The organism is Streptomyces smyrnaeus (assembly GCF_017676345.1).
GTDB classification, from domain to species: Bacteria; Actinomycetota; Actinomycetes; order Streptomycetales; family Streptomycetaceae; genus Streptomyces; species Streptomyces smyrnaeus.
In genome coordinates this window covers 579,987-603,163 of the sequence record NZ_JAFFZM010000002.1, presented here as the reverse complement: position 1 = coordinate 603,163, position 23,177 = coordinate 579,987, and the positions used below count along the sequence as shown (strand labels likewise).

The 23,177-nt window shown below is 72.2% G+C and carries 20 protein-coding genes; 6 read left to right on the top strand and 14 right to left on the bottom strand.

All coding sequences use genetic code 11. The features are described 5' to 3' along the window. Positions 1-289: 289 nt before the first annotated feature. The 3 genes from JW613_RS06140 to JW613_RS06130 all read right to left on the bottom strand — a co-directional run bounded on the left by JW613_RS06140 (position 290) and on the right by JW613_RS06130 (position 4,268). Positions 290-979 (bottom strand): response regulator, encoded by a 690-nt coding sequence (locus JW613_RS06140; RefSeq protein WP_099883279.1) that lies wholly within the window; start codon positions 977-979, stop codon positions 290-292. Further along, positions 976-2,661 carry a sensor histidine kinase gene (locus JW613_RS06135; RefSeq protein ID WP_209209628.1) on the bottom strand — a complete coding sequence of 562 codons (1,686 nt, stop codon included), beginning with the start codon at positions 2,659-2,661 and terminating at the stop codon, positions 976-978. Before JW613_RS06135 ends, JW613_RS06140 begins: the two co-directional genes overlap by 4 nt. A 128-nt stretch (positions 2,662-2,789) precedes the next feature. Further along, positions 2,790-4,268 carry a CitMHS family transporter gene (locus JW613_RS06130; protein ID WP_209209627.1) on the bottom strand — a complete coding sequence of 493 codons (1,479 nt, stop codon included), beginning with the start codon at positions 4,266-4,268 and terminating at the stop codon, positions 2,790-2,792. A 333-nt stretch (positions 4,269-4,601) separates the two neighbouring features. Between JW613_RS06130 and JW613_RS06125 the strand changes: the two genes are divergently transcribed. Together JW613_RS06125 and JW613_RS06120 are read left to right on the top strand one after the other, a co-directional pair. Beyond that, positions 4,602-5,270, top strand: a complete 669-nt coding sequence (locus JW613_RS06125) for a dienelactone hydrolase family protein (RefSeq protein ID WP_209209626.1) — start codon at positions 4,602-4,604, stop codon at positions 5,268-5,270. A 69-nt stretch (positions 5,271-5,339) separates the two neighbouring features. Continuing rightward, positions 5,340-5,990, top strand: a complete 651-nt coding sequence (locus JW613_RS06120) for a phosphoribosyltransferase (protein ID WP_209209625.1) — start codon at positions 5,340-5,342, stop codon at positions 5,988-5,990. Between the two features lie 124 nt (positions 5,991-6,114). Here the strand turns inward: JW613_RS06120 and JW613_RS06115 are convergent, their stop codons facing one another. Then, on the bottom strand, positions 6,115-7,020 hold the full coding sequence (locus JW613_RS06115) for a SigB/SigF/SigG family RNA polymerase sigma factor (protein ID WP_209209624.1): 906 nt from the start codon (positions 7,018-7,020) through the stop codon (positions 6,115-6,117). Between the two features lie 517 nt (positions 7,021-7,537). Between JW613_RS06115 and JW613_RS06110 the strand changes: the two genes are divergently transcribed. Next, complete coding sequence (locus tag JW613_RS06110; RefSeq protein ID WP_209209623.1) at positions 7,538-7,978, top strand: hypothetical protein; 441 nt, start codon at positions 7,538-7,540, stop codon at positions 7,976-7,978. A gap of 18 nt (positions 7,979-7,996) precedes the next feature. Here JW613_RS06110 and JW613_RS36280 read toward each other — a convergent pair whose 3' ends face one another. The 7 genes from JW613_RS36280 to JW613_RS06075 form a co-directional block, all read right to left on the bottom strand. Beyond that, entirely contained in the window at positions 7,997-8,500 is a 504-nt protein-coding gene (locus tag JW613_RS36280; RefSeq protein WP_209209622.1) for an ANTAR domain-containing protein, read from the bottom strand. Between the two features lie 360 nt (positions 8,501-8,860). After that, positions 8,861-10,297 carry a hypothetical protein gene (locus JW613_RS06100; RefSeq protein WP_209209621.1) on the bottom strand — a complete coding sequence of 479 codons (1,437 nt, stop codon included), beginning with the start codon at positions 10,295-10,297 and terminating at the stop codon, positions 8,861-8,863. A gap of 88 nt (positions 10,298-10,385) precedes the next feature. After that, positions 10,386-12,035, bottom strand: a complete 1,650-nt coding sequence (locus JW613_RS06095) for a tannase/feruloyl esterase family alpha/beta hydrolase (protein ID WP_209209620.1) — start codon at positions 12,033-12,035, stop codon at positions 10,386-10,388. 172 nt (positions 12,036-12,207) lie between these two features. Further along, the gene (locus JW613_RS06090) at positions 12,208-13,050 is read right to left on the bottom strand and encodes a DUF2182 domain-containing protein (RefSeq protein ID WP_209209619.1); all 843 of its coding nucleotides are present in this window, start codon (positions 13,048-13,050) and stop codon (positions 12,208-12,210) included. Next, entirely contained in the window at positions 13,047-13,706 is a 660-nt protein-coding gene (locus JW613_RS06085) for a DUF1326 domain-containing protein (protein ID WP_099883270.1), read from the bottom strand. The genes JW613_RS06090 and JW613_RS06085 overlap by 4 nt, the downstream gene beginning before the upstream one ends. 109 nt (positions 13,707-13,815) lie before the next feature. Next, complete coding sequence (locus JW613_RS06080; protein WP_209209618.1) at positions 13,816-15,000, bottom strand: GDSL-type esterase/lipase family protein; 1,185 nt, start codon at positions 14,998-15,000, stop codon at positions 13,816-13,818. A gap of 118 nt (positions 15,001-15,118) precedes the next feature. Continuing rightward, positions 15,119-15,709: a TetR/AcrR family transcriptional regulator gene (locus tag JW613_RS06075; RefSeq protein WP_209209688.1), complete on the bottom strand. Its 591-nt coding sequence runs from the start codon at positions 15,707-15,709 to the stop codon at positions 15,119-15,121. 70 nt (positions 15,710-15,779) lie between these two features. Between JW613_RS06075 and JW613_RS06070 the strand changes: the two genes are divergently transcribed. From JW613_RS06070 to JW613_RS06060, 3 genes are all read left to right on the top strand, one after another. Beyond that, positions 15,780-16,271 (top strand): FBP domain-containing protein, encoded by a 492-nt coding sequence (locus JW613_RS06070; RefSeq protein ID WP_209209617.1) that lies wholly within the window; start codon positions 15,780-15,782, stop codon positions 16,269-16,271. Positions 16,272-16,501: 230 nt separating this feature from the next. Further along, a complete protein-coding gene (locus JW613_RS06065; protein ID WP_209209616.1) occupies positions 16,502-18,235 on the top strand; it encodes an SPFH domain-containing protein in 1,734 nt (577 codons plus the stop codon). After that, positions 18,232-19,620, top strand: a complete 1,389-nt coding sequence (locus JW613_RS06060) for an SPFH domain-containing protein (RefSeq protein ID WP_209209615.1) — start codon at positions 18,232-18,234, stop codon at positions 19,618-19,620. The genes JW613_RS06065 and JW613_RS06060 overlap by 4 nt, the downstream gene beginning before the upstream one ends. Positions 19,621-19,710: 90 nt before the next feature. On the opposite strand, the gene JW613_RS06055 is transcribed toward JW613_RS06060, so the two are convergent. From JW613_RS06055 to JW613_RS06045, 3 genes are all read right to left on the bottom strand, one after another. Next, complete coding sequence (locus JW613_RS06055) at positions 19,711-20,625, bottom strand: LysR family transcriptional regulator (protein ID WP_209209614.1); 915 nt, start codon at positions 20,623-20,625, stop codon at positions 19,711-19,713. Between the two features lie 132 nt (positions 20,626-20,757). Beyond that, a complete protein-coding gene (locus tag JW613_RS06050) occupies positions 20,758-21,876 on the bottom strand; it encodes an FAD-binding oxidoreductase (RefSeq protein ID WP_209209613.1) in 1,119 nt (372 codons plus the stop codon). Next, positions 21,873-23,147, bottom strand: a complete 1,275-nt coding sequence (locus tag JW613_RS06045; RefSeq protein WP_307865802.1) for an aromatic ring-hydroxylating oxygenase subunit alpha — start codon at positions 23,145-23,147, stop codon at positions 21,873-21,875. Before JW613_RS06045 ends, JW613_RS06050 begins: the two co-directional genes overlap by 4 nt. Between the last annotated feature and the right edge of the window lie 30 nt (positions 23,148-23,177).

Sequence of the window (23,177 nt, the reverse complement as noted above, 5' to 3'; positions counted from 1 at the left end):
TCGGCTCCCTCCCGCCCAGCGTTGCCGGTAACGCCGGTGCGGGCGGAGTAGCACCACAACTCGACCCGCAGGGTCGTCACCGGCCGGACCATGGACAGCAACACCCAGGCGGACCCCATGTACGTCAATAGGGGGCCAAAGTTGCGGAAGGGGGGTCCTAGGGGGGCGAAGCCCACCTAGCGGGGGGCCGTCGGGGGGCGGAGCCCCCCGACACGACCCGTCGGCGGCAGCCGAAGGGCAAAGGGGGCGTGCCCCCACAACAAAGGGGTGGGTATGAGGGCTGGAGCCCTCAGTTTGGGGGGCGGGGCCAGTGGTAGAGGTGCACGGGGCGCCCCGTCTCACCGTGCTTGAGGCGCCGCCGCACCAACCCGGCCCCCTCCAGCAATTTCAGGTAGCGCTGCGCGGTCTGCCGGCTGAGCCCCGCCCGATCGGCTACCTCCTGCGCCGACAGCGGGGCGGCCGCGCCGCGCAGGACTTCTCCGACCAGGTCGGCGGTCAGTACGGAGTGCCCCTTGGGCAGGGTCTCCGTGCCGCCGGGCGGCGTCGGGGAGCCGAAGACGCGGTCGACCGTCTCCTGGGTGGCGCCGGAGCGGGGCGCCGTGGACAGCTCGTGGCGGAGGGCGGCGTAGCTGTCGAGCTTGCCGCGCAGATGGGCGAAGGTGAACGGCTTCACCACGTACTGCAGGGCGCCGTGCCGTTGGGCCGCGCGTACGGTGGCCGTGTCCCGGGCCGCGGTCACCATGATGACTTCCGTCTCCATGCCGAGGGCGTGCAGTCGGCGCAGGAGGGCGAGGCCGGATTCGTCGGGCAGATAGTGGTCGAGCAGCACCAGATCGACGGGGTGCTCCCGGAGGAAGAGCAGAGCTTCGGCCGCGCTGTGGGCGGTTCCGGCGACGTGGAAGCCGTCGACCTTCGCCACGTACGCGGCGTTGATGCGTGCCACGTTGGGGTCGTCGTCCACGACGAGCACTTCGATCATGCCCGTGCTCCCGTCCGTGCGGGTTCGGTGGCTCGTTGGCCGGTGTCGGCGGCCAGGGCCTCCGGCAGGACGACGCGGAACTCGGCGCCGCCTTCCGGGGCTGTGCCGACCCGGACCTCGCCGCCGGCGCGCTGTACGAAGCGCCGTATCAGGGCGAGGCCGAGGCCTCGGTGTGCCGGGCCGGCCTCGTCCGGGCCGTCGGGGCCGTCCGCCGCCGGTCCGGCGGCCTTGGTGGACCAGCCTTCCTCGAACACCAGCTCCCGGTGCTCGGGCGGGACGCCGGGCCCGGTGTCGCGTACGGCGAGGACGACCGTGCGGTCGTCCTGGCCGCGCAGTTCCACCTCGACCGCGGGGTCCGCGCTGCCCGCCGCCGCGTCCAGCGCGTTGTCGACCAGGTTGCCGACGACGGTGACCAGGCCGCCGGGGTCGACGAGGCGGTCGGGGAGGAGGGAGTGGGGGGCGAGGCGGAGCGCGACGCCGCGTTCGGCGGCCACCGCCGACTTGCCGACCAGCAGCGCCGACACCAGCGGGTCGTGCACCCGTTCGGTGACTTCCTCGGCGGTCGCGCGGTGCACGCCCAGCGCGTCCGTGACGAACTGCGCGGCCTCCTCGTACAGGCCCAGTTCCAGCAGTCCGAGCAGGGTGTGCAGCCGGTTGGCGTGCTCGTGGTCCTGGGCGCGCAGCGCGTCCAGCAGGCCTCGGGTGCCTTCCAGTTCGCGGCCGAGGCGTTCGAGTTCGGTGCGGTCGCGGAGGGTTGCGACGGCGCCGCCGTCCGCCGTCGGCATGCGGTTGGCGACCAGGACGCGGGTGCCGCGCACGGTCACCAGGTCGCGGCCGGTCACCCGGCCCGCGAGCACGTCCGCCGTACGGCCCGGTCCGAGTGCCTCGGTCACCGGGCGGCCGAGGGCTTCGGGGCCGAGGCCGAGGAGCCGCTGGGCCTCGTCGTTGACGAGCCGTACCCTGCCGCCCGGGTCCAGCGCCACGACGCCCTCGGCGAGGCCGTGCAGCATGGCCTCGCGCTCGGCGAGCAGTGCGGAAATGTCGGAGAAGGCCAGCGCGTGGGTGCGGCGCCGCAGCCGCCGGGCGAGGAGGTAGGCGGCCAGCGCGCCGACGGCCAGTGCGCCGCCCGCGTACATCAGCAGCTTGGGCACGAGCGCCAGCAGGCCCTCGCGGACGTTGGCGTAGTCGATGCCGACGGAGACCGCGCCGACGACGCGCCCGTCGGGGTCCCGCAGCGGGACCTTGCCGCGTGCGGAGCGGCCCAGGGTGCCCTCGTCGATCTGGGTGACGTCGTGCCCGGCCAGTACCTCGCCGGGGTCGGTGGAGACGTGGTGTCCCAGGGCGGAGGGCGAGGGATGGGACCAGCGGATCCCGCGCTCGTCCATGATCACGACGTACTCGGCGCCGGTGGCGTGGCGGATGCGTTCCGCCTCGGTCTGCAGCGGACCGCGGGCGGTGGGGCGCTCGGCGGCGTGGGCCGCTGCCGTCAGCTGTGCCGCCAGTTCCGGCCGGGCGGCCGTGGTCTGTGCGATGGCGAGAGCGCGCCGCATGGCCTGGCGGTCGAGCTGGTCGCTGAGCGGCGCCAGGAACAGGCCGCTGACCAGCGCCGTCACCCCGATGACGAGCGCGAGCTGGGCCGCCAGTACATGTGAGGAGACGCGGCGGGGCCGCCCTACGCGCATGGCCCCGCCTCCTCTCGTCCGGCCCGGTCCTCAGGGCTGTGGGGAAACTGTCTGGAATAGTCCGTTCCGGTTGGCTCCTGCCAGGAAGAGTAGAGGACCGCCGCCCTCGGCTGTCCAGGATCCGCCGGTTACACGATCCCGAAGAGCAGCCCGGCGCCGAGCACCACCAGCGAGGTCAGCACCGCCCACTTGATCGTGAACCTGGTGTGCTCGCCGAACTCCACCTTGGCCATCCCGACCAGTACGTAGACGGCGGGGACCAGCGGGCTCGACATGTGCAGCGGCTGGCCGATCAGCGAGGCGCGGGCGATCTCCAGCGAGCTGACCCCGTGCGCTGCCCCCGCCTCGGAGAGGATCGGGACGATACCGAAGTAGAAGCCGTCGTTGGACATCAGATAGGTGAACGGGATGCTGAGGATCCCGGTGACCACCGCCATGTGCGGCCCGAGCGCGTCGGGGATCGCGTTCACCACGGTGCGGGCCATCTCGTCCACCATGCCCGTGCCGGTCAGTACGCCGGTGAAGACGGCGGCGGCGAAGACCATGCCCGCCACGTTGAGCACGTTCTCGGAGTGTGCCGCGATCCGGGCCTTCTGGTCGGCCATGTCGCGGAAGTTCACGGTCAGTGCGATGGCGGCACCCAGCAGGAACAGCACCGGGATGGGGAGGAGCTGGGTGATCAGCAGGACCAGGAGCGCGACGGTGAGGGCCGCGTTGAACCAGTACAGCTTGGGGCGGAGGGTCGCGCGGTCCGGGTCGAGGACCGCGGATTCGGCTCCGGAGTCGGAAGCCGGCTGCGAGGGGGTGGAGGAGTCCGGGGTGCCGTCGCCGGCTGCCGCCGTGGGTCGGCCGCCGGCGCGACCGCTTTTACGGAGCGAGAGCCGTCCTGTTCCCGCTTCCGCGGCCCCCGCGCCCGCGCCGACCAGCACGGTTTCGGTTTCGTCCGTCGGCTCGGGCTGCGGCTCGCGGTCGTCCGCCCCTTCGAAGGTCAGCGTGCCCAGGCGGCGCCGCTCCCGCAGGCCGAGGGCGTAGGAGAGGACCAGGACGCAGAGCAGACCGACGGCCAGCGCGGGGATCATCGGGACGAAGATGTCGCCCGCGTCCAGGTGCAGCGCGGTCGCGGCCCGCGCGGTCGGCCCGCCCCAGGGCAGGGTGTTCATCACACCGTTGGCCGTGGCGGCGACGCCCGTCAGCACGACCACGCTCATCCCCAGCCGCCGGTAGAGGGGCAGCATCGCGGAGACCGTGATCATGAACGTGGTCGAACCGTCCCCGTCCAGCGAGACGATCGCGGCGAGTACCGCCGTGCCCACCACGATCCGCAGGGGGTCCGCCCTGCAGAAGCGCAGGATGCCCCGCACGATCGGGTCGAAGAGCCCGACGTCGATCATGATGCCGAAGTAGATGATGGCGAACATCAGCATGGCGGCCGTGGGCGCGAGGTCGCCGACGCCGTCGAGCACGTACTTCCCCAGGTGGGCGCCCTGGCCGACCAGGACACAGAACAGCGCGGGGATCAGCACGAGCGCGGCTATGGGGGACATCTTCTTGGTCATGATCAGCACCAGGAAGGTGGCGATCATGACAAAGCCGAGGATCGTCAGCATGGATACCCAATCTCTCGCCCGCCGCGACGCGACGGGGGACCCGCCCGGATCTCCGTCGCCTCGCGGCGGAGTCCCGGTGCCCGGTGACGGAGCACACGGCGGCCCTGCGATCGGGGCTCCGGTGCCCTGCGGTCGCCCGACCGTAAGCAGCGCGACACACCCGTCACAAGAGCGTCATCCGCGAGCAATATGAGCGAAACCCCAGCTCAAGGCGGGGAGGCCGGGTTCGGGCGGCGGCGCCGGGCACCCCGCGCACGGCGACGGTCCTCAGCTGGTTGGGCCGCCACGGCCATGGGCACCCGGGTGGCGAGGCGTGAGGGGAAGTGAGAACGCATGGCCACGGCAACCATGGAAACCGTGCAGGTGCGGGCCGACGACGGAGCGGTCCTGATCGGTGACCTCCAGGTGCCCGACCGGGTGACCGGCGCCGTGCTGTTCGCGCACGGCAGCGGCAGCTCCCGGTTCAGCCCCCGGAACCGCGCTGTCGCCGCGGCGCTGCGCGAGGAGGGGCTTGCCACCCTGTTGCTGGATCTGCTCACCGAGGACGAGGAGGAGATCGACGCGGCGACGGCGGAGCACCGGTTCGACATCCCACTGCTGGGGCGCCGGCTGGTGGCGGCCGTCGACGAGTTGACCCGGCACCGGGGCACTTCAGGGCTTCCGGTCGGTCTGTTCGGGGCTTCCACCGGGGCGGCGGCGGCCCTGACGGCAGCGGCCCAGCGCCCGGGCACCGTGTACGCGGTGGTCTCCCGCGGCGGCCGACCGGACCTGGCGGGTGATGCCCTGCCCGAGGTGCTGGCGCCCGTGCTGCTGATCGTCGGCGGCAACGACCACCAGGTGCTGCGGCTGAACGAGGCTGCCGCCGACCGGCTGCGCGCCCCGCACCGGATCCATGTCGTCCCGGGCGCCACCCATTTGTTCGAGGAACCGGGCACGTTGGAGGAGGCCGCACGGGAGGCGGCCAAGTGGTTCGCGCTCCCGCCCACCACGGACGGCGAATGAGGGCCGAACGAGGGCTGGGAACGAACCGGAACACCTCGCACGGCAGAAGACCGCAGAAGGGAGCCCCTGATGCGTTTCGCAGACCGCATCCAAGCAGGCCGCGAACTCGCCGCGGCCCTCAGCGAGATGCAGCGCACGGAAGACCTGCCGGACCCGCTGGTCCTGGCGCTGCCTCGGGGCGGCGTCCCCGTCGCGGCCGAGGTGGCGCGCGCGCTGCACGCGCCGCTGGACGTGCTCGTCGCCCGCAAGATCGGTCTGCCGGGCCGGCCGGAGTACGGCGTCGGAGCCATCGCGGGGGAGGATCCGCCGGTCTACGACGCGACCGCGCTGGAGATGCTCGGTCTCACCGAGGACCGGCTCTCCTCCACGGTCGCCCACGAGCGGACCGAGATGCACCGCCGCCAGAGCCTCTACCGCGGCAACCGCCCGGAGCCGCGGATCGAGGGCCGCGCCGTCATCGTCGTGGACGACGGGCTGGCCACCGGGGTCACGGCCCGCGCCGCGCTGCGGCACCTCCGTCGGCAGCGGCCCGCCCGCCTGGTGCTGGCGGCCCCGGTGGGCTCGCCGCAGTCGGTCACGGCGCTCGGCCACGAGGCGGACACGGTGGTGTGTCTGCACCAGCCTGCCGTCTTCGAGGCCGTCGGCCTCTGGTACGAAGACTTTCCGCAGATCAGCGACGACGAGGTGACCGAGGCCCTGCACATGACGACGGCGCACTGAGCCGTCGGTGCGCCGTCGGTGCCGCGATCTCGCCCCTCCGTGCCCGCGGCTCCTCCCCGCGTCCCCGCCCCGGTACGGCCATGACGGCCCGACCGGGGCGGGCAGAGCGAGGGCGGCGAGGAGTTCAGGCGGCTGCCGCTCCGCCGGGCACGGCCGCGTGCCGGTGCGCGGTGCGCCCGGTGCCGTGGGCGTGCCCCGGGCGCTCGCTCGGGGAGCGGCGTACGCCCCGGCGCTCGTGCTCGACCTGACGGCGGACCCGCTCGAAGCTCTTGGACAGCAGCCGGGAGACATGCATCTGGGAGATGCCCAGCTCCTGGCCGATGCTCGACTGCGACATGTCCCGGAAGAACCGCAGATACAGCACACGCCGCTGACGCTCGGGCAGCTCGCGCAGGCACGGCTTGACCGCCTCGCGGGCCACCACGGTGTCGTACTCGGCCTCCGGCTCGCCGAACGTGTCCGCCAGCGAGAAGCCGTCGTCGGAGCCGGCCGACAACGAGGCGTCCAGCGACAGCGAACGGAAGCTGCCGAGGGCTTCCAGCCCGGCCGCCACATCCTCCTGAGGCATACCGGTGTGTTCGGCGATCTGCTCCACGGAGGGGCCGCGGTCCTCGACCGTGGTGCTCAGGTCCCGCACCGCCGCCCGCACCTTGTTGCGCAGCTCCTGCACCCGGCGCGGTACGTGCACGTCCCAGGTGTGGTCGCGGAAGTGGCGGCGGATCTCCCCGGTGATCGTCGGTACCGCGAACGGCACGAACGGGGTGCCCAGGGCGGGGTCGTAGCGGTCGACGGCCTTGACCAGACCGAGTGCGGCGACCTGCTCCAGGTCCTCCAGGGACTCGCCACGGTTGCGGTACTTGGCCGCCAGCCGGTGAGCCATCGGCAGCCACGCCTCGACCAGGCGACTGCTCAGCTCCTCGCGCTCGGGCCCCTCCGGCAGCGTGGCCAGCCGTGCGAAGTCCTGCGCGGTGTCGGGAGCGTCATCGTGGCTGTGGCGGGCTCGCTGGGGCCGGTACCGTACGGGGCACATGGGATCTGGCTCCTCCCGGTGTCGCTGACACGTGGACAACCGCGGGAGAGCGGATCGGGTGACACACCCGGGGTGACCTTCTCGGGTCGCCTCCCGCGGATGTGCCTGTCCTCCCAAGCACGTGGTCTCTTGTGTAACCGAGCCGGGAGTCGGTAAACCCCCCGATCGGGTGGGACCGCCGCGCCTCGTGAAACGAACCGAGCGGTGGGACCGCGCCACGAACCAGCGATCAGAACCGGCCATGAAATAGGCGGCACCGGCGGCTGTTCTTCCAACCTGCCGGTGCCTCCGCGCGGCGACGTCGCCACACGTACCGATGTGCGTAACCGCTCAGCGCCACGGCAAACAGCTCATCTTGCAATCGTTGGGTTGCGCTTCTTCGGATCGGGGTACCGGGGGGCGGCAGACCCACCCGGGGGTGCCGCGTGCGGAGGGCGTAAGGTCGGCGTCTGGCCGCCCGCAGGCACCACGCGGGTGGCCGGTTGTATGTCCGAACCCTCACCAGGAGAGCTGCCTCATGCCGATCGACAACGGCACCGGTCCGCCCATCTACAACAGCCTGATCGAGGAGCACGGCGACGTGCCCGGCGATGTACGCCAGGCCGCCGAGGAGCTTCAGCAGGAGGCCGAGCAGGCGGTGGACTTCTCCCCCGTGCACCACCGGCACCCCAGTACCGGAAGACCGGAGTCCTCCGAGCCTCCGGCGCCCGGCCCGTCCCCCGAGCAGTCCCGGCCTCAGCAGGCGCCCGGGCCCCGTCCCGCACAGCCCGGTCCCCAGCAGGGCAGGCCGCAGGCTCCCCAGCAGCAGCACGGCAGGCCGCAGCCCCTGCAGCAGACGGGGCAGCAGCCTTCCCAACAGCCCCCGCAGCAGACCGGACAGCCAGCTCCACAGCCCCCGCAGCAGGGCGGGGCGCAGGCATCGGAGCGGCCGCACGACTACGCGGACGCGGCCGAATAACCGGGCAGCCGCGCCGCGTCAGCCGCGCGTGGTCCGCACTCCGTGCAGGGCAGCGGCCAAGTTCTTGCGCACCGGTTTGGGGACCGGGGTCCCCTCGGCGCCGGCCACCAGCGCGGCGGCCACGCTCCGCAGCTTGACGTTGGAGTGCTGGGAGACCCGCACCAGAACCTGCCAGGCGGTGTCCGCGTCGCACGGCGCCAGGGCCATCACCATGCCCCGGGCCTGGTCGATGACCGGGCGGGTCTCCAGGGCCTGCCGCAGCTGCCCGACCTCCTCGCTCAACTCCTCGACCCGCGCGGCCAGCCGCTCCCGTTCGGCGTCGGCCGACTCCGCGGATTCCTCCGGGTCCTCGGACTCCGCCGGGCCCTCGGTTCCCACCGCGTCGGCGCGCGCGTGCTCCGTGGCCCGGGTCCCCGCCTCCGCCTCCGTGAGCGAAGCCGCCGCCTCGTCCGGCGGCACAGCTCTGCGCCGCGGACACTCCGTGGCAACAGAGGTACGCACAAAGCCGGTTGCGGCACTCATCCTCGTCTCCCAGCGCTCGGACGGTCCTTCATCGCGAGAAGTCTCTGCCTCGAGAAGCTCTCGCTCTCCGGACACTTCCGAGACTGAACCCACTGCCCCTGCGCCAGCAACCCCGCCCCATTCCCGCGTTTCCGAACAAAAACGGCACCGGGGGCTGTTTCCCCAACCCACCGGCGCCTACGCAGGGCGAGCTCGTACCCGCGCACTGATGCTCGTATCCGGAGACGTGGCAGGTGAAACCCCTTTCTTTCCGCTCGGACGCCTTGGTGATCCGTCGGGGTGAACACTCGGTGAAGGTCGGCCGCCGACGGACCGGGAACCGGCCGGTTCGGGCCCGCCACGCCACCGGGCCCGCTGCGGTCAGAAGCCGCCGCCGCCGAAGTCACCGCCACCGAAGCCGCCGCCGCCGTCCCCGAAGCCGCCGCCGAAGTCGCGCCCGTCGAAGTCGCCTCCGGAGAAGTCGCCGCCGGAGAAGTCACCGCCGTCCGCGCCCCACGCGTTCGGGCCGCCGAGCGCGCTGCCCAGCATGGTGCCCATCAGCAGGCCGGGCAGCAGGGCCCCGCCGAAATACCCGGCGGCCCATGGGGCGTACACCGGACCGGCCTCCCAATACGGCCGCGGGCCCTGCGGGGTGCCGACCTCGCGGACCGACGGATCCTCGCCGTCGGCCAGCCGGGTCGCGTCCGCGGCGCACACCGGCACCGTCCGCCGTGTGCCGCCCGGCGGTGCCCACTCCACGTCCTCGACCGAGGGCCCGTGCCGGGGGTCGAAGAAGCAGGGCGGACGGCGCTCGGGCAGCGGCTCACCCCGCAGCCGCGCCTCCAGGGTGGCGAGGGCGAAGCGGCCGTCCGCCAGCGCCTCGCTCACCCGCTGCACGTCCTGCGGGCGGCGGGCGGACGCCATGGTCGACTTGGCGTTCTCGTACGCGTCGAGGGCGCGCGCGTAGTCCTCGCGCGCCGCATCGGCGTTCTGTCCGGCCGCCTCACCGGCCGAGGCGTCAGCCGCAGAACCGGCCGGTGCCGTGTCACCCGGGCCGACACCGGTGGCGCGGGCCGCGACGGGGTCGAAGCCGATCCGTCCCAGCTCCTCACCGAACGCGGTGATGTCCTCGTCCACCACCGGACGCAGCCTCTCCAGTCCGGCCCGGTCCTGCCGCTCCCGGCGTCTGCGCCCGCCCCTGCTGACCAGGAAGGCGCTGCCCGCGGCGAGCAGGACGAGAATGCCCAGGGTGAGGATCGCGCCGGTGCCGCCGCCGGTACGGCCGCCGTCCTCGCCCGCGCCGCCTCCGTCCCAGGCCGCCGGAGCCACGCCGTTCGCCTGCTCGATCGCCTGGTCGGCGAAGTCGGTGACCATCGCGCGCGGATCGCCCGGGTGGGCGCGTTCCACCGCGCCGACCACGTTCTGCACGGCGTTGCGCGGCATGACCTGGCGGTCGGCGCCCGCGTCGAAGCGGTCCCCGAGCGCGACCGCGTAGACACCGGTGATGCCGGTCTCGGTCCGCAGATCGCGCAGCAGCGTCTGCCGGTCGAAGTCGCCGTCGGCGGGCAGGACGGCGACCAGGACCGGTTTGTCGGCCCGTTCGATCCTGTTCTCCAGCGACTCGGCCGCGGAGGGCGGCAGTACGTCGCGGGCCCGGGGGTCGACATAGACGGGGCCGTCCCGCAGCGCGTCGGCGGCGTCGTCGATGCCGCCGACCGCCGCGCGCGGCCCGGAGGCAGTCGCGACCACCAGCAGCAGCGCCGCCACCACCGTCGCGAGTACCGAGGCGAGACGAAAGACCCGTCGTATGGTCTTCATACGATCACAGTAGCGCAAAACAGACATTTAGGGCCGAGTGGGGGCTCCGTCCGTCCGACCAGCCGCGCGGCTCAGCCGGAGGCAACGGTCAGCCGGAGGATCCGGAGCGGCAGCTGAAAGCGTCCGCGTCGTCCGGGTTCCCGGAGCCGTCGTACCGGGGCCATCCCGGATAGGGGCACAGCGGTCGGGTCCTGCCCCCGGCGCCCGGATTGGTGTCGGTGACGACCGGCCGGCGCGGCGCCCTCCCGCGCTCGGTCCACTCCTCCAGCGCGGCCACCGCGTCCCAGCCGGCCGCGAACGCCGTCTCGACGTTGGCGTGGTTGGCCCCTGGCACGAGATAGAACCGGGCGAACCGGTCCATGGCCCGCTCCCCCACCACCTTCCGCACCCGCTGGAAGTACTGGACGGTCGAACGGTGGCTGACCAACTCGTCCGCCGTCCCATGGAGCAGCAGCAGCTTGCCTCCCGCCCGCGCGAACGGCCGCAGGTCCGGATCGTTGACGTCCTGCAGGGCCGACAGCCGGCTCACCCGCCGCTGCCAGCGGCCCGGACGCAGCGGGTCGAGGGCCAAAGAGTCGTAGCCGGCGTCCCGGGTGACGAAATACCGCACCCACTGCTCCCAGAACTGGGCGCCGTAGCCGCTGTCCAGGGACATGGGATGGGCGGGCGCCTCGGTGCCCATGCCCAGCAGCAGGGTGGTCATATCGGCGCCGGAGAGGAACGGGAATCCTGGATATCCGCGCTCCCCGCTCGCCGGCCGGTACTTCCAACGCAGCGGTGAGGACAGCGCTCGTACGGCACTCGACTGCCGGTCGGACAGGCAGTGGTCGCCGCGGTCGGCGCCGCCGGGGCAGCGCAGGGTACGGGGATCGAAGCGGCAGCCCGCCTCGTGGGAGACCACCCCGTCCCGCAGTCCGTCGTCCCCGTCGCAGGCCTCCAGCACCGCGCGGTGCAGCAGCCGCTGCTTCGCCGGGCCCGGGAACGCGCCCGGACGCGAGAGCACCCGGGCCGCGTGGCCGAAGAACAGATTCAAACTCGCCGCGTTCCACGCCGGGTAGGCGGCGAGCACCCCGTCGAAATCGCGGGGCCAGCGCTGCGCGACGGCCAGCGCCTCCCGCCCGCCGCTCGACCCGCCCGCGAAGAAGCTGTGCCGCGGCCGCTGCCCGGGGTAGTGCTCGCCCAGTACGAACAGCGCCGCGTCCCGGGTCTTCTTCAGGGCGTCACCGGCGAAGTTCCGCAGCGCCTCGTCGTTGGTGCCGAACGAGCCGTCCAGCGAGGGGGTGGGCCGGTGGTCGGGCGGCGCCTGGTGCCCGGAGTCGCTCGCGAAGACGGCGTAGCCGCGCTCCAGCGGGGTCGGCATGTCCGCGAGCGCGAACGGCACCTGCCCGGTGACGTCCGGGATCGTGCCGTCGTAGCCGCCCCCGCCGAACATCATCGCCTTACGGTTCCAGCGGTCGGGCAGCGCGACGCGCAGCCGGATGGACGGGGCGGCGGCGTCCATCGGGCGCAGCCTCGCTTCCACCCCGCAGTACCCGCCGGTCGACCCGGACGCGGCGGGGGCCACCTGCTGCGCCGAGGTGACCGCGCCGCCGCGGGTCGGCAGGCCGATCACCTCCCGGGGGATCTCCAGCCCCCGCAACCGTGCACACGCCCTCCCGCCGTCGGCAGCCGCCGAACCGTGTGGGGCGGGAGCCAGGGTGGCCGCCACCACACCGGCCGCCACCAGCCCGACCGTCACCGTCCGTCTCCCCGCCACGCCGGGCCCTCCCGCCCTCGATGCCGACACAGCACGTCCGCACGCTAGGGCTCGCTTCGGGGCCCGGCCATGTGCAGCCCCCACACAGCCGACGGGTCCGCCTGTGTGGGCGGATACCCGCCGCACGCGCTCTGCCCGGCCGCTTCGCGCGCGGTCATGCCATCGTCGGGACCAGCCCGGGGGACACCAGGAGGGTCACGCCGAGCCCGACGAGAAGAGCGCCCAGCACACGGCCGGTGAGTTCGGGGCGGGGCACGGTCTTCTCCACGGTGATCACCGCGGCGACGGCCGCCATCCACAGCAGGCTCATCACGCCCGCGGCCAGCAGCACCGCCATCAGCGCCCAGCAGCAGCCGAGGCAGTAACCGCCGTGCCGTACGCCCACCGTGAAGGCGCCGAAGCGGCTGTCGGCCGTCGGTTCGGCGTACCGCATCACCAGGGCCAGCGGGGACCGGCAGCGCACCAGGCACCAGCGTTTGAGGGGCGTGAACTGATAGCCGCCCGCGACGAGAAGGACCACCGCGCCCACCCGTGCGGCCACCGGGCCCCCGCCCATGGCGGTGGTCTCGAAGGCGCGGACGACGGCGTAGCCGAGAAGCCCCGCGCCGCCCCATACGGCCAGATAGCCGGCGGTCAGCGCGGCAAGGGTGCCGGTCGTGGCGCGGGCGCCGAGCAGCCCTCGCATACCGACCATGAAGGGGGTGATGGCGGGCAGCATCATCGCCGCCATCATCACCACCCAGGTGAGCAGGAAGAATCCGAACGCCGCCGGGGGCACGACGGCCCCGGCTCCGTCCCCCATCGGCTGCATGCCGGTGAGGATGCCGGAGCTCATCTCCGGCATGGCCAGCGCGCCGGTCAGCAGCCAGGCCGCCGCCGCGAGCGCCAGCAGCAGCCCCGCGAGCAGGAACTCCAGCCGCGTCCAGGTGCGGGGCGAGGGGATGCCCCGCTCCTGCTGCCGGGGGCCCGCTCGGGGGTGCGCGCCTGCGGTGGTCATGCGGCGTCAGGGCCGTACCAGTCGAAGGGGATGAGCTTGCTCGAACGCCCGGAGCGGTCCCACTGGAAGCCGTAGGCGTCGGCCCGGTCGGTGGAGGCCTTGCCCCAGGTCGCGGGCCCCTGACCGGGTCCGGTCTCGGAACCGGGCAGATGGTGCACCTGCACCCGCTCCCCCTCCTGGGTCGTGGGCCCGGTCAGCGCTTCGACGACGGCTTCGGCCTTGCCGGGGATGCGCATCCGCCAGGTTCCGAGGTCGTCGTCGACGGACGCCTCGATCGACGCGGTCTCCAGCCCCCGCATCTCGGGGGAGAGCATCGCCCCGAACTGGGCGGGCCAGCCGCCCGCCTCGCCGGCGAAGATCGCCTGAAGTGCGGTGCGCTGCGTGTCGTCCGCACGGTCGTCGATGAAGAAAGCCGCGTAGGCGTCCTTGTGCTCGCCTGCCCAGGGGTTGCCGGTGAACGAGCCGAGCATCGCCACGTTCAGGCCGTCCAGCCGGGTGTCCCCGTAGTTGCCCTCGCGGATCTGCCACAGCAGGATGCCGTCGCAGTCGCCGTACGTCGGTGGTTGGGCGAACGAGCAGGGGCAGGGCACCGCGCACTTGCAGGCATCGAACCATGCGCCTTTGAGGTGCCACTTCTGCGTGGTGCTGGTCGTCATGACGACCACTCCCCACTCCTCATGGAGGATGTCCAGATACTACAATTCTGCTACCTATGCCCCCTTCTCGTCACCACAGGCAGCGGCAGCGGCAGCGGCACGGGAGCCGTCACGCGCCCTCGGCCGCGAAGGGCCCGCCGCCGCCGAAGACCAGTTCGGCGAAGCGGGTGCCGATGCGGCGGTGGGTGGCGGCGTCCGGGTGCAGCTGGTCGGGGAGCGGGAGCTCGGCGGCGTCGGCCTCGCCGTAGAGGTCCCGGCCGTCGAGGTGGTACAGGTGCGGGTCGTCGACCGCCCGCTGTCGCACCAGGCGGGACAGCTCCCGGCGGACGTCCCCCAGCGTCAGCTTCCCGCTCGCACGCTCCGCCGGATCGCCCGCGGCCCGGAACCGCAGTCGCCCGGCGGCCAGTTCCTCGAGGTCCGGTGCGCTCGGCCCGGGTGTGTCCTCGTGGATCGGGCACAGCACGGGCGAGACGACCAGCAGCGGCGTGGTCGGGTGGCCTTCCCGAACGGTGTCCAGGAAGCCGTGGACGGCCGGGGCGAAGGCACGCAGCCGCATCAGATCGGCGTTGACCAGGTTGATGCCGATCTTGACGCTGATCAGGTCCGCCGGGGTGTCCCGCATCGCCCGGGCGGTGAACGGATCGAGCAGGGCACTGCCACCCAGCCCCAGGTTGATCAGCTCCACGCCACCGAGCGAGGCGGCGAGCGCGGGCCAGGTGGTGCTGGGGCTCGCGGCGTCGGAGCCCTGGCTGATCGAACTGCCGTGGTGCAGCCACACCTTGCGCCCCTGGTCCACGACCGGCTCGACGGGGGCGTCGGTACGCAGGGCGACCAGTTGGGTGGTCTCGTTGTGCGGCAGCCAGATCTCGACGTCCTTCTCCCTGCCGGGCAGCCCGTCGAAGCGGAGGGTGCCGACCGGGCCGGACTCGGTCCGGGCGTTCCCGGTGGCCATGTCGAGGGTCAGGGTGTCGCCGCCTCGCACCCCGCCCTGGTCGACCAGGCGGCCGTCCACGAGCAGGTCGTACACGCCGTCCGGCCGGGGCGGCACGCCCACGTAGACCCGCTTGGTGGGCAGCGTGTCCAGTTCGACGACGGTGGCCCGGGTACGGAAGACCAGCCGTACGCCGGAGGGCTGCGACTCGGCCATGGCCAGCTGCCCGTCGTCGCACTGCGCACGGGCCCGGGCGGGCAGCCGGTGCGGCAGCAGACCGCGTTCGGTGCGCTCCAGATCGAGGGCACCGCGCAGCAGGTCGGCTGTGAGAGGGGTGGTGAGCATGTCGTTCTCGGCGTTCATTGGCCTCAACCTGTCGTCTCGGAAGATGTCGGCATCGCGTGTCGGCCGGCACGTGTCCGCGCTCGGCACTCGGCATTCGGCGGCGCAGGTCGGCGGCACGGCGTCAGCGGGAGAGCCCTCAGGGGGCGGGGGGCGGCTCCGGGGGTGCGGGCCAGTTCCGCAGCAGGGCGTCGAGGGCGTCCAGCACCCGGTCCCAGGTCTGCTGCGTGTCGGGGGCGCTGTGGCTGAACCCGCCGCCCATCTCCAGGCTGACGTAGCCGTGGAAGACACTGCCCAGCATCCGGACCGCGTGCGTCTGGTCCGGCTCGCTCAGCTCGTAGCCGCGCAGCAGCGCCCTGGTCATCCGGGCGTGCCGGACGCCGGCGCTTGCCGCGGCGGTCTCGGGATCGAGCCTGGCCTGGGCGGCGGCGTAGCGGCCGGGGTGCTCCCGGGCGTAGTCCCGGTAGACGTTCGCGAACGCGGTCAGCGCCTCCTTGCCCGACCGCCCGGCCAGGGCTTCGGCGGCCCGGTCGGCGAGCTCCTCCAGGGCGAGCAGGGAGATCTTGGTCTTGAGGTCCTGCGAGTTCTTGACGTGCGAGTACAGGCTCGCGACCTTCACCTCGAACCGTCTGGCGAGCTCCGAGACGGTCACCTGCTCGAAGCCGACCTCGTCGGCCAGTTCGGCTCCGGCCCGGGTCAGCCGTTCCGTGGTCACTCCGGCACGCACCATAGTCATCCTCTCTTCCGCCGAATCGATTACGCATTTGCCTAAAGCCTTTAGGCAAATTAGCCTCGCTATTATGAAGCCGCTGACTGAGCGAGAGATCCGCGCCGCCTTCGTGAACTGCACAAAAGGCGAGGCCAAGCGCCTCTCGGTACCCCGTGACCTGGCCGACCGCCCCTGGGACGACCTGGACTACCTCGGCTGGCGCGACCCCCAGGCTCCCGACCGCGCCTACCTCGTCACCGAACTCGCCGACCGCCCCCGCGCCCTCGCGCTGCGCTGCCCCGCCCCCGCCTCCTGGCAGACCCGGCGCAGCATGTGCTCGATGTGCCTGACCGACCACACCGGCGGCGTCGTTCTGATGGTCGCGCCGAAAGCCGGCAAGGCCGGGCAGCAGGGCAACTCGGTGGGCACCTACATATGCGGTGACCTCTCCTGCTCGCTCTACGTACGCGGAAAGAAGGACACCGGCCTCGCCGTACGGTTCCGCGAGTCCCTCACCGTCGAGGAGAAGATCCGGCGCACCAAGGACAACCTCGCCGCCTTCCTCACCAAGGTGACCTCCTGACTCCTGGCCCCGGGGCCGGGGCCGGGGCCGGGGCCGGTGCCGTGCCGGTGCCACCGGCCGAAGGCGGCGATCCGCCGCGCGGTTCCTTGCCGGGGTCCGGCAGGGAACCGGGACGGTTGCTGCCGAGTCCCCCACGTATACGGTCTTGACGTCCGCGGGCAGGGATTGTCCGCAGCACAGCAGGACCCGGGCACGGTGCGCCGTCGTCCGGCACACGAAGGGGGGAACCCATGGCACAGGGTCCGCGGCGCGCGGGAAGTGCTCGTGAGAGCGTGCGCAGAGCTGCCCGTGCTGTCGCTTCCGGCAGCGACGCACGTGAAGCGGTGGAGGAAGAGGTGCGACGGCGCTCCCAAGGAGGCGCCGAAGACGCCGGTGACCAGTTGCGCGAGGACGGCATGGACCCGTCCGACTTCCCCGCCGCACGGGAACAGGGCGGCTCCATCGAGACGGTGATGGAGCAGACTTCCGTTCCGCTGGACGAGGCGGGCGAGGAGCTCAACCACAGCGGTCAAAGCCGCGAGGGGCTGCAGAAGGTGCACACCATCTGCCCGATGGTGCTGCCGCGCGGCCGATCGTTCCTGAGCATGCTGCCGGTGTCGATGCTGCTGGTCGTCGGGGCGATCGGGCTGGGGGTCACCTCCGCGCTCTCGTCCTTCACCGACAGCAGTGCGCTGACCAACCCGCTGTTCGGCGTGCACTATTGGGTGCTGGCGATCGGCGCGGTGGCGTTCGTGTGGTGGCGGCAGGGGATGGTGATGGTCCCCGACGGCTGCCAGGCGCTGATCACCCGGTTCGGCAAGCTCGAACAGGTGGTGGGCCCGGGAAGGGTGATCCTGCTCAACCCGTGGAAGCGCGTCTCGTACATCCTCAACACCACCCGTGAGTACCCGTTCAACGCGCCCGTGCGCGAGGCGCCGACCCGGGGCGGGGTGAAGGCGTCCATCGACCTGTTCATCCAGTTCCGGATCAGCGACCCGGTGGAGTTCGTCTACACGCTCGGCGCGGTGCGCGGCTTCGAGGAGAAGCTGGGCAACGCGGTCAGCGAGACGATCCGCAGCCTCATCTACGAGCAGGAGGCCGCCGGGATCTACGACATGGTGGGCGAGGACACCGGGCGGCTGCTGGAGCAGCTCAACCAGCAGTTCCGCCCCGCCGTCGAACTCACGAACGCCAACATCACCCATGCCGAGCCCTCCGACCGGGGCTACCGGATGGACCTGGCCGCACCCGAGATGGTGCGTGTCGCCAAGGAGGCGTACACCCACGAGTACGCGCTCCAGCTGCGCAAGGAGCAGGACGAGGGCGATCTGAGCAAGGAGTTGGCGACCCGGCAGGAGGAGCTGTCCGCCATCCAGGCCGACATCGCCCAGTACCAGGCGCAGATGGACACCGCCGTGGAACGTGAGACCAACCGTGCCGAGGCACTGGCCCGCCAGCGCTACGTCCAGGCCGAGTCGGAGGCGAAGGCCAACGCGGCGCTGCTGGAGGCGCAGGCCCTGGACATCCGCGCGGTGACGGCGGCGGAGGCCCCCGAGATCCTGGAGTACCGCTACGAACAGCAGGTGCTCGACACCCTGGAGCAGGTCGCCGACCACCTGCCGCGGCTGATCCGGGTCGGCGGCGGGGACGGCGCAGGGAACGGCGCCGCAGCCGGTGTCGACTTCCTGGCGCTGGCCCGCGAACTGGTGGGCGAACGGGACACCGAGCTGTTCTCCGCGCAGGACGTGGCGGCCGTACGGGAGCGGCTCGCCGAGGTCGCCGCGCGGATCGAGGAGCGGGAGGCGGAGATCAGCGCGCTGCGGGAGGCCGAGCAACCGACGGTCCCGGCAGGCGCACCCACCGCCCCAGGTGACACGACCGACACGACCACCCCGGGTGGCACCCCCGCCCCGGGCGCGGGGCACGCGCAGGCGCAGGCGCACCAGCACGAGGAGAACAACCAGGACGGGGAGGCCGGTCAGTGAGCAGCGCACGCGCGAACCACAGGTCCGTCATCACGGAGGAGGTGGCGCCCTGGAGCGACATCCCGCACCTGCTGCGCGGCGGTGAGGCCGGCACCCTCGTGCCGGTCATCATCCCGCGGCACCGCCGCCGCGTCTGGTGGATGGTCCCGTTCTGGCTGGGGCTGCTCGCGGTGACCAGCGCCCTCATGGCCACGGCCCGCGGCGACGGCGGGGCGAGCGGCGCGGCCTGGGAGGCCTTCGCCGTCACCGACTACATCCTCGGCCTGGTCTTCCTGGTGGCAGGGGCGCTGTGGTGGTGGCGCTCCTCGATCGTCGAGATCGAGCAGGGCACCACCGGCATCCTCACCCGCTACGGCGCCATCGTCCGCACCCTGGACCCGGGCCGGCACTATCTGTGGCACCCCTGGTCGCGCGTCGACTTCGTGGTGGACACCGCCACCGAGATTCCGTACTCGGCGCCGGTCGTCGCCTGCCCGACGCAGGAGAACGTGCCGCTGCGCGCCATCGACTTCTTCCTGAAGTTCCGCATCACCGACGCCGTACTGTTCGTACGCACCATCGGCGCGGGCAACTTCGACCTCGTCCTCTCCAGCGCCGTCCAGGACGCCATCCGGCAGCGCGGCCGCCGGGTGCGGACCGAGCGCGCCTACGACCTGCGCGGCTCGGACGTCGCCGACATGCAGGACCTGCTGAACCGCCAGCTTTCCCGCTACGGCGTACGCATCACCGGCGCCAACATCCCGGACGTCCAGCTGCCCACGCAGTACCAGCAGCACCTGGCCACCCGCGAACGGGTCGCCAAGGAGTACACGGCCTACGAGCAGGACTGGGGCCTCACCCGCAAGCGCCGCATCGACAGCCTCCAGATGGACATCGAACGGGCGAAGAAGGTGCGGGACGCACGGCTCGTCGAGGTCAAGGCCGCGCTCAACAAGGCACGCGAGCAGGTCGCCCAGCTGCTGGAGGAACAGGAGACGCAGGCGCAGAAGGTGCGGTTCGAGATCGAGACGCGGGGACGCAGCGGACTGATCGCCGCCGAGAACGAGGCGCGGGCGCAGCGTCGGCTGGCCCAGGCGTACCGGGACAACCGGGCCGTGCTGCAGTACGAACTGGCACGGCGGCGGCTGGAGGTGGGAGCCGCGCTCGCCGGCCGTGCTCCACGGCCCGTCGTCCTGCGGACCGACAGCAACGCCGGCAGCGACACCTCCGCCCTCTCCACCCTGCTGGCCGCCCAGCTGCTGCCGGGCGCCGCGGCGGTGCCGTCCGCGCGCAACGGCCAGGGCACCTCGCCCCGTTCCCAGGCCGGCACCGACGCCGACCACTCCGGTGACGTACTGAACTCCGCGGTGGAGGGAGCCGTCGAGGGGGTGTGGCCGCGCCGCTAGCGCGGAGTCGTGCCGACAGCGCCGGGCCGTGTCGACAGCGCGGCGCCACGTCGGTGGCGCGGGGCCGCTCCGTCCGTCGGGCGGCCCCGGTCACTGTCGCGGCAGCAGCTGGGTGGCGGTCGCGGTGATGGTCTCCAGCGCGCGGGTCAGAGTGGGGATCTGCCGGGCGCCGAGCCGGGTGACGGACATGATGCGGCGGGCCGGAGCCGGCTCCCCGTGGAGCGGAAGGCGCGCCACCGGTGAGTCCTCGCGCAACCGCGCCAGACGAGGTACGAGGATCACTCCGAAGCCGTGGGCGACCAGCGCGGTGCCGGTGTCCCACTCGTCCGCGTAGTGGGCGATGTGCGGGGTGAAGCCCGCGCTCATACAGGCGGCGAGCACCAACTGGTGGTAGGTGGTGCCCGGATTGCCCAGGATCCACGGTTCCCGCGCGGCGTCGGCCAGGGTCACCCGCTGCTGCCCGGCGAGCGGGTGGTCCCGTGGCACCACCAGGTCCAGCGGGTCGTCCAGCAGGGGCTGCTGGTCGAAGCGGTGGTCGGTCATCGGCGGCGAGTCCGCGGTGACCACCAGCAGCGCCAGGTCGGCCTCCTCCGAGAGCAGCAGGTCGAAGCAGCGGTCCGGCTCGGCCTCGATGATCCGGACCGCCAGGTGGGGATGGGTGTCGCGGAGTCCGGCCGCGGCGGGCGGCAGCAGACGGCTGGCGGCGGTGGAGAAGCCGCAGAGCGTGATCTGACCCGTGGGCTCGGTCCCCACGGCGGCCAGCTCGGCGCGGGCGAGTTCCCACTGCTCGTGGAGGCGTTCCGCGTGGCGCAGCAGTACGCGGGCCGCGTTCGTCAGCCGGATGCCCCGGCCCTGCTGCACCACCAGCTCCGCGCCGACCTCGGCGGCGAGCTGGCGCAGCTGGTAGGAGACGGCCGAGGGCGTGTAGTGCAGCACCCGGGCCGCAGCGGTCACCGTGCCGTGCTCGGCGACCATCTGCAGGATGCGGAGCCGGGAATCAATCATGCGAGCAGTTTGCACGGTTGGCCCGAAGACCGTTTGATCTTCTTCTTCTCTCGTCGTCCACGAGGCGGTACGGACAGTTCGGTGTCGCCGCGCTCACCGCGAGCCCGCAGCGCGCCGGGGTCGGGGCGGCGTTCAGGCGTCGATCACCAGGTCCTCCAACGGTGTTGAGCAGCACAGCAGGATCTTGTTCCGTGCCCTGTCCCGGGGGCGGATGCCGCCGTTGTCCCGCATGTCGACCGATCCCTTTTCAAGGGTTGTCAGGCACGTGCCGCACATGCCCTGCCCGCAGGAGGAGGGCAGGGTGAGGCCGGCTCGGGCCGCGGCCTCCAGCACCGGGGTGCCGGCGTCGCATTCGATGGTCGTCCCGCTGCGGGTCAGCTCCACCGCGAACCCGGTACCCCGACCCGCGCCCGAACCCGGGCCCGGGCCAGGGCCAGGGGCAGGGGCAGGGCCCGGGCCAGGGGCCTCGAAGCTCTCCTGGTGGTAGCGGCCCTCCGGGAGACCCGCCCCGAGGAGCAGCGTGCGCACCGCCCGCATATAGCCCGGTGGGCCGCAGGTGAACACTTCGCGCGTACGGAAGTCCGGGGCGATCTCCCGCAGCATGCCCAGGGTGAGGCGGCCCCGGTGGCCGTTCCACCGTTCCTGCGCCCCGTCGTCCTCGCAGACGTGGGTGACCCGGATGTTCGGCGAGGTCGCAGCGAACATCTCCAGCTCGTGCCGGAAGGGGATGTCCTCGGGGGCGCGGGCGCTGTGCACGAAGACCACGTCCACCGGTGCGGCGAGGTCGTACAGCGTCCTGGTCATGGAGATCAGGGGCGTCACTCCGCTTCCGCCGGAGAGGAACAGATACGCGGACGCCGGGTGCCGGAACGTCGAGAACCGGCCCAGCGGCCCCCGGGCGCGGACCACGTCGCCCACAGCCAGCTGGTCGTGCAGCCAGTTCGAGACCCGTCCCCCCGGCACCCGTTTCACGGTGATCGCGGCGAGGTCGGGACGGGACGGCGGGGAGGAGAGCGTGTAGCAGCGGTTGCTCTCCCTGCCGTCGATGTCGAAGGTGAACGCGAGGTACTGGCCCGGGTCGTGCCGGAACAGACCTGTCCCGGTCGGCTCGAAGACGAACGTCTTCATGTCGCGGGTGACTTGGTGGATGCGTTTGCAGACCAGCACATGGTCCACGGCGCCGTCCTCCTCACCGGGCGCCGTGGCCGACCGCGAGAGGTCGGGGCCGGGGAGGGTGAGTACGTCGTTCATCGCTGCAACTCCTCACGGAGGCGGTCGATGTACCAGGCGCAGAACGCCTCGACCTGGTACTCCGTCTCGGCGTACGGGCCCGGCTCGTACGCCGGGCTGCAGACACCCTGCTGAGCACGGGCGACAAGGCGCGCGTCCTGCTCGTTCGTCGCCGTCCAGACCTTGAGCAGCGTGTCCAGGTCGTAGTCCACGCCCTCCTCGGCCTCCGGATGGACGAGCCAGGTGGTGCGCAGCAGCGTCCTGTCCGGGGCGAGAGGCAGGACGCTGAAGGTGATCGCGTGATCACCGAGTACGTGGAACCACGAGTTGGGCTGCAGATGCAGGGCCAGATGCCCGAGCCGTGGTGTGGGCAGATCACCCAGCAGTCGCCGGCATGCGGCTGTGCTGTCCGGGGTGAAGGACTCACCGGCCAGATCGAGCGCGTCCCGCTGGATGCGGAAACCGGTGGTGCGACCGTCCAGTTCCTCGATGAGCGCGTACGGCAGACCGAGCCTCTCGTACGTCTCCCGCAGCTCGGCGTCGGCCCGCAGATAGCGTTCGTGCGCCGGACGCAGCCGCGCGGGCAGGTTCTCCTCGGTGTAGCCGTACGTGGGGAAGAAGGAGCGCAGCAGCTCGGGGTGGCCGTCGCAGTGGTAGCACTCCCGGTTGTTCTCCATCACCAGTTTCCAGTTGCCGTCCTCGACGAGGTCGGTGCGGGCCGCCACCTTGGCCCGGCGCAACTGGTGCGGGAGAAGGTACGGCTCGACGCGGGCGGCGACCTCGGCGAAGTCGGCGGGCGGCTCCTCGGCGAGACAGACGAACACCAGCCCGCCGACGCTGCGCACATGCACCGCCTTGAGGCCGAAGCAGCCGCGGTCGAACCCCGGCGGCTGCGACGGGGCGTGCCGCAGCGCGCCGTCGGTTCCGTACGTCCACTTGTGGTAACCGCAGACCAGGTTTCCGACCGAACCGTTCCCCGCCTCCAGAATGCGGGCGCCGCGGTGCCGGCAGACGTTGTGGAACGCCCGCAGCTCCTCCTCGTCGTCCCGCAGGACGATCACCGAGTACGGTCCCACCTCCACCGTGGCGTAATCGCCCGGCTCCGGCAGCTCGGCCTCCACGGCCACGAAGATCCACTGTCGGGCGAAGACCGCCGCGATGTCGAGGTCGAAGAAGTCCCGGTCGGTGTAGAACGGCCCCTCCAGGCTGCGGCCGGCGACCCGCCGCGCCACCGCGCTCCATATCCGTGCCTTCTCGGCCGACTCGGTGTTCACCGGTGCCAGTGCTGTCACGCTCTTCCCCTCTCGATGGTGCGGTCCGCG

Excerpts from the sequence above, each read along its gene's own strand:
- JW613_RS06115 (WP_209209624.1), bottom strand. The coding sequence starts at position 7,020 with ATGTGCCCCGTACGGTACCGGCCCCAGCGAGCCCGCCACAGCCACGAT.
- JW613_RS06090 (WP_209209619.1), bottom strand. The coding sequence starts at position 13,050 with ATGACCACCGCAGGCGCGCACCCCCGAGCGGGCCCCCGGCAGCAGGAG.
- JW613_RS06120 (WP_209209625.1), top strand. The coding sequence starts at position 5,340 with ATGCGTTTCGCAGACCGCATCCAAGCAGGCCGCGAACTCGCCGCGGCC.
- JW613_RS06075 (WP_209209688.1), bottom strand. The coding sequence starts at position 15,709 with ATGGTGCGTGCCGGAGTGACCACGGAACGGCTGACCCGGGCCGGAGCC.
- JW613_RS06135 (WP_209209628.1), bottom strand. The coding sequence starts at position 2,661 with ATGCGCGTAGGGCGGCCCCGCCGCGTCTCCTCACATGTACTGGCGGCC.
- JW613_RS06050 (WP_209209613.1), bottom strand. The coding sequence starts at position 21,876 with ATGAACGACGTACTCACCCTCCCCGGCCCCGACCTCTCGCGGTCGGCC.
- JW613_RS06140 (WP_099883279.1), bottom strand. The coding sequence starts at position 979 with ATGATCGAAGTGCTCGTCGTGGACGACGACCCCAACGTGGCACGCATC.
- JW613_RS06070 (WP_209209617.1), top strand. The coding sequence starts at position 15,780 with ATGAAGCCGCTGACTGAGCGAGAGATCCGCGCCGCCTTCGTGAACTGC.
- JW613_RS06100 (WP_209209621.1), bottom strand. The coding sequence starts at position 10,297 with ATGAAGACCATACGACGGGTCTTTCGTCTCGCCTCGGTACTCGCGACG.
- JW613_RS36280 (WP_209209622.1), bottom strand. The coding sequence starts at position 8,500 with ATGAGTGCCGCAACCGGCTTTGTGCGTACCTCTGTTGCCACGGAGTGT.
- JW613_RS06080 (WP_209209618.1), bottom strand. The coding sequence starts at position 15,000 with ATGAACGCCGAGAACGACATGCTCACCACCCCTCTCACAGCCGACCTG.
- JW613_RS06065 (WP_209209616.1), top strand. The coding sequence starts at position 16,502 with ATGGCACAGGGTCCGCGGCGCGCGGGAAGTGCTCGTGAGAGCGTGCGC.
- JW613_RS06110 (WP_209209623.1), top strand. The coding sequence starts at position 7,538 with ATGCCGATCGACAACGGCACCGGTCCGCCCATCTACAACAGCCTGATC.
- JW613_RS06055 (WP_209209614.1), bottom strand. The coding sequence starts at position 20,625 with ATGATTGATTCCCGGCTCCGCATCCTGCAGATGGTCGCCGAGCACGGC.
- JW613_RS06125 (WP_209209626.1), top strand. The coding sequence starts at position 4,602 with ATGGCCACGGCAACCATGGAAACCGTGCAGGTGCGGGCCGACGACGGA.
- JW613_RS06130 (WP_209209627.1), bottom strand. The coding sequence starts at position 4,268 with ATGCTGACGATCCTCGGCTTTGTCATGATCGCCACCTTCCTGGTGCTG.
- JW613_RS06085 (WP_099883270.1), bottom strand. The coding sequence starts at position 13,706 with ATGACGACCAGCACCACGCAGAAGTGGCACCTCAAAGGCGCATGGTTC.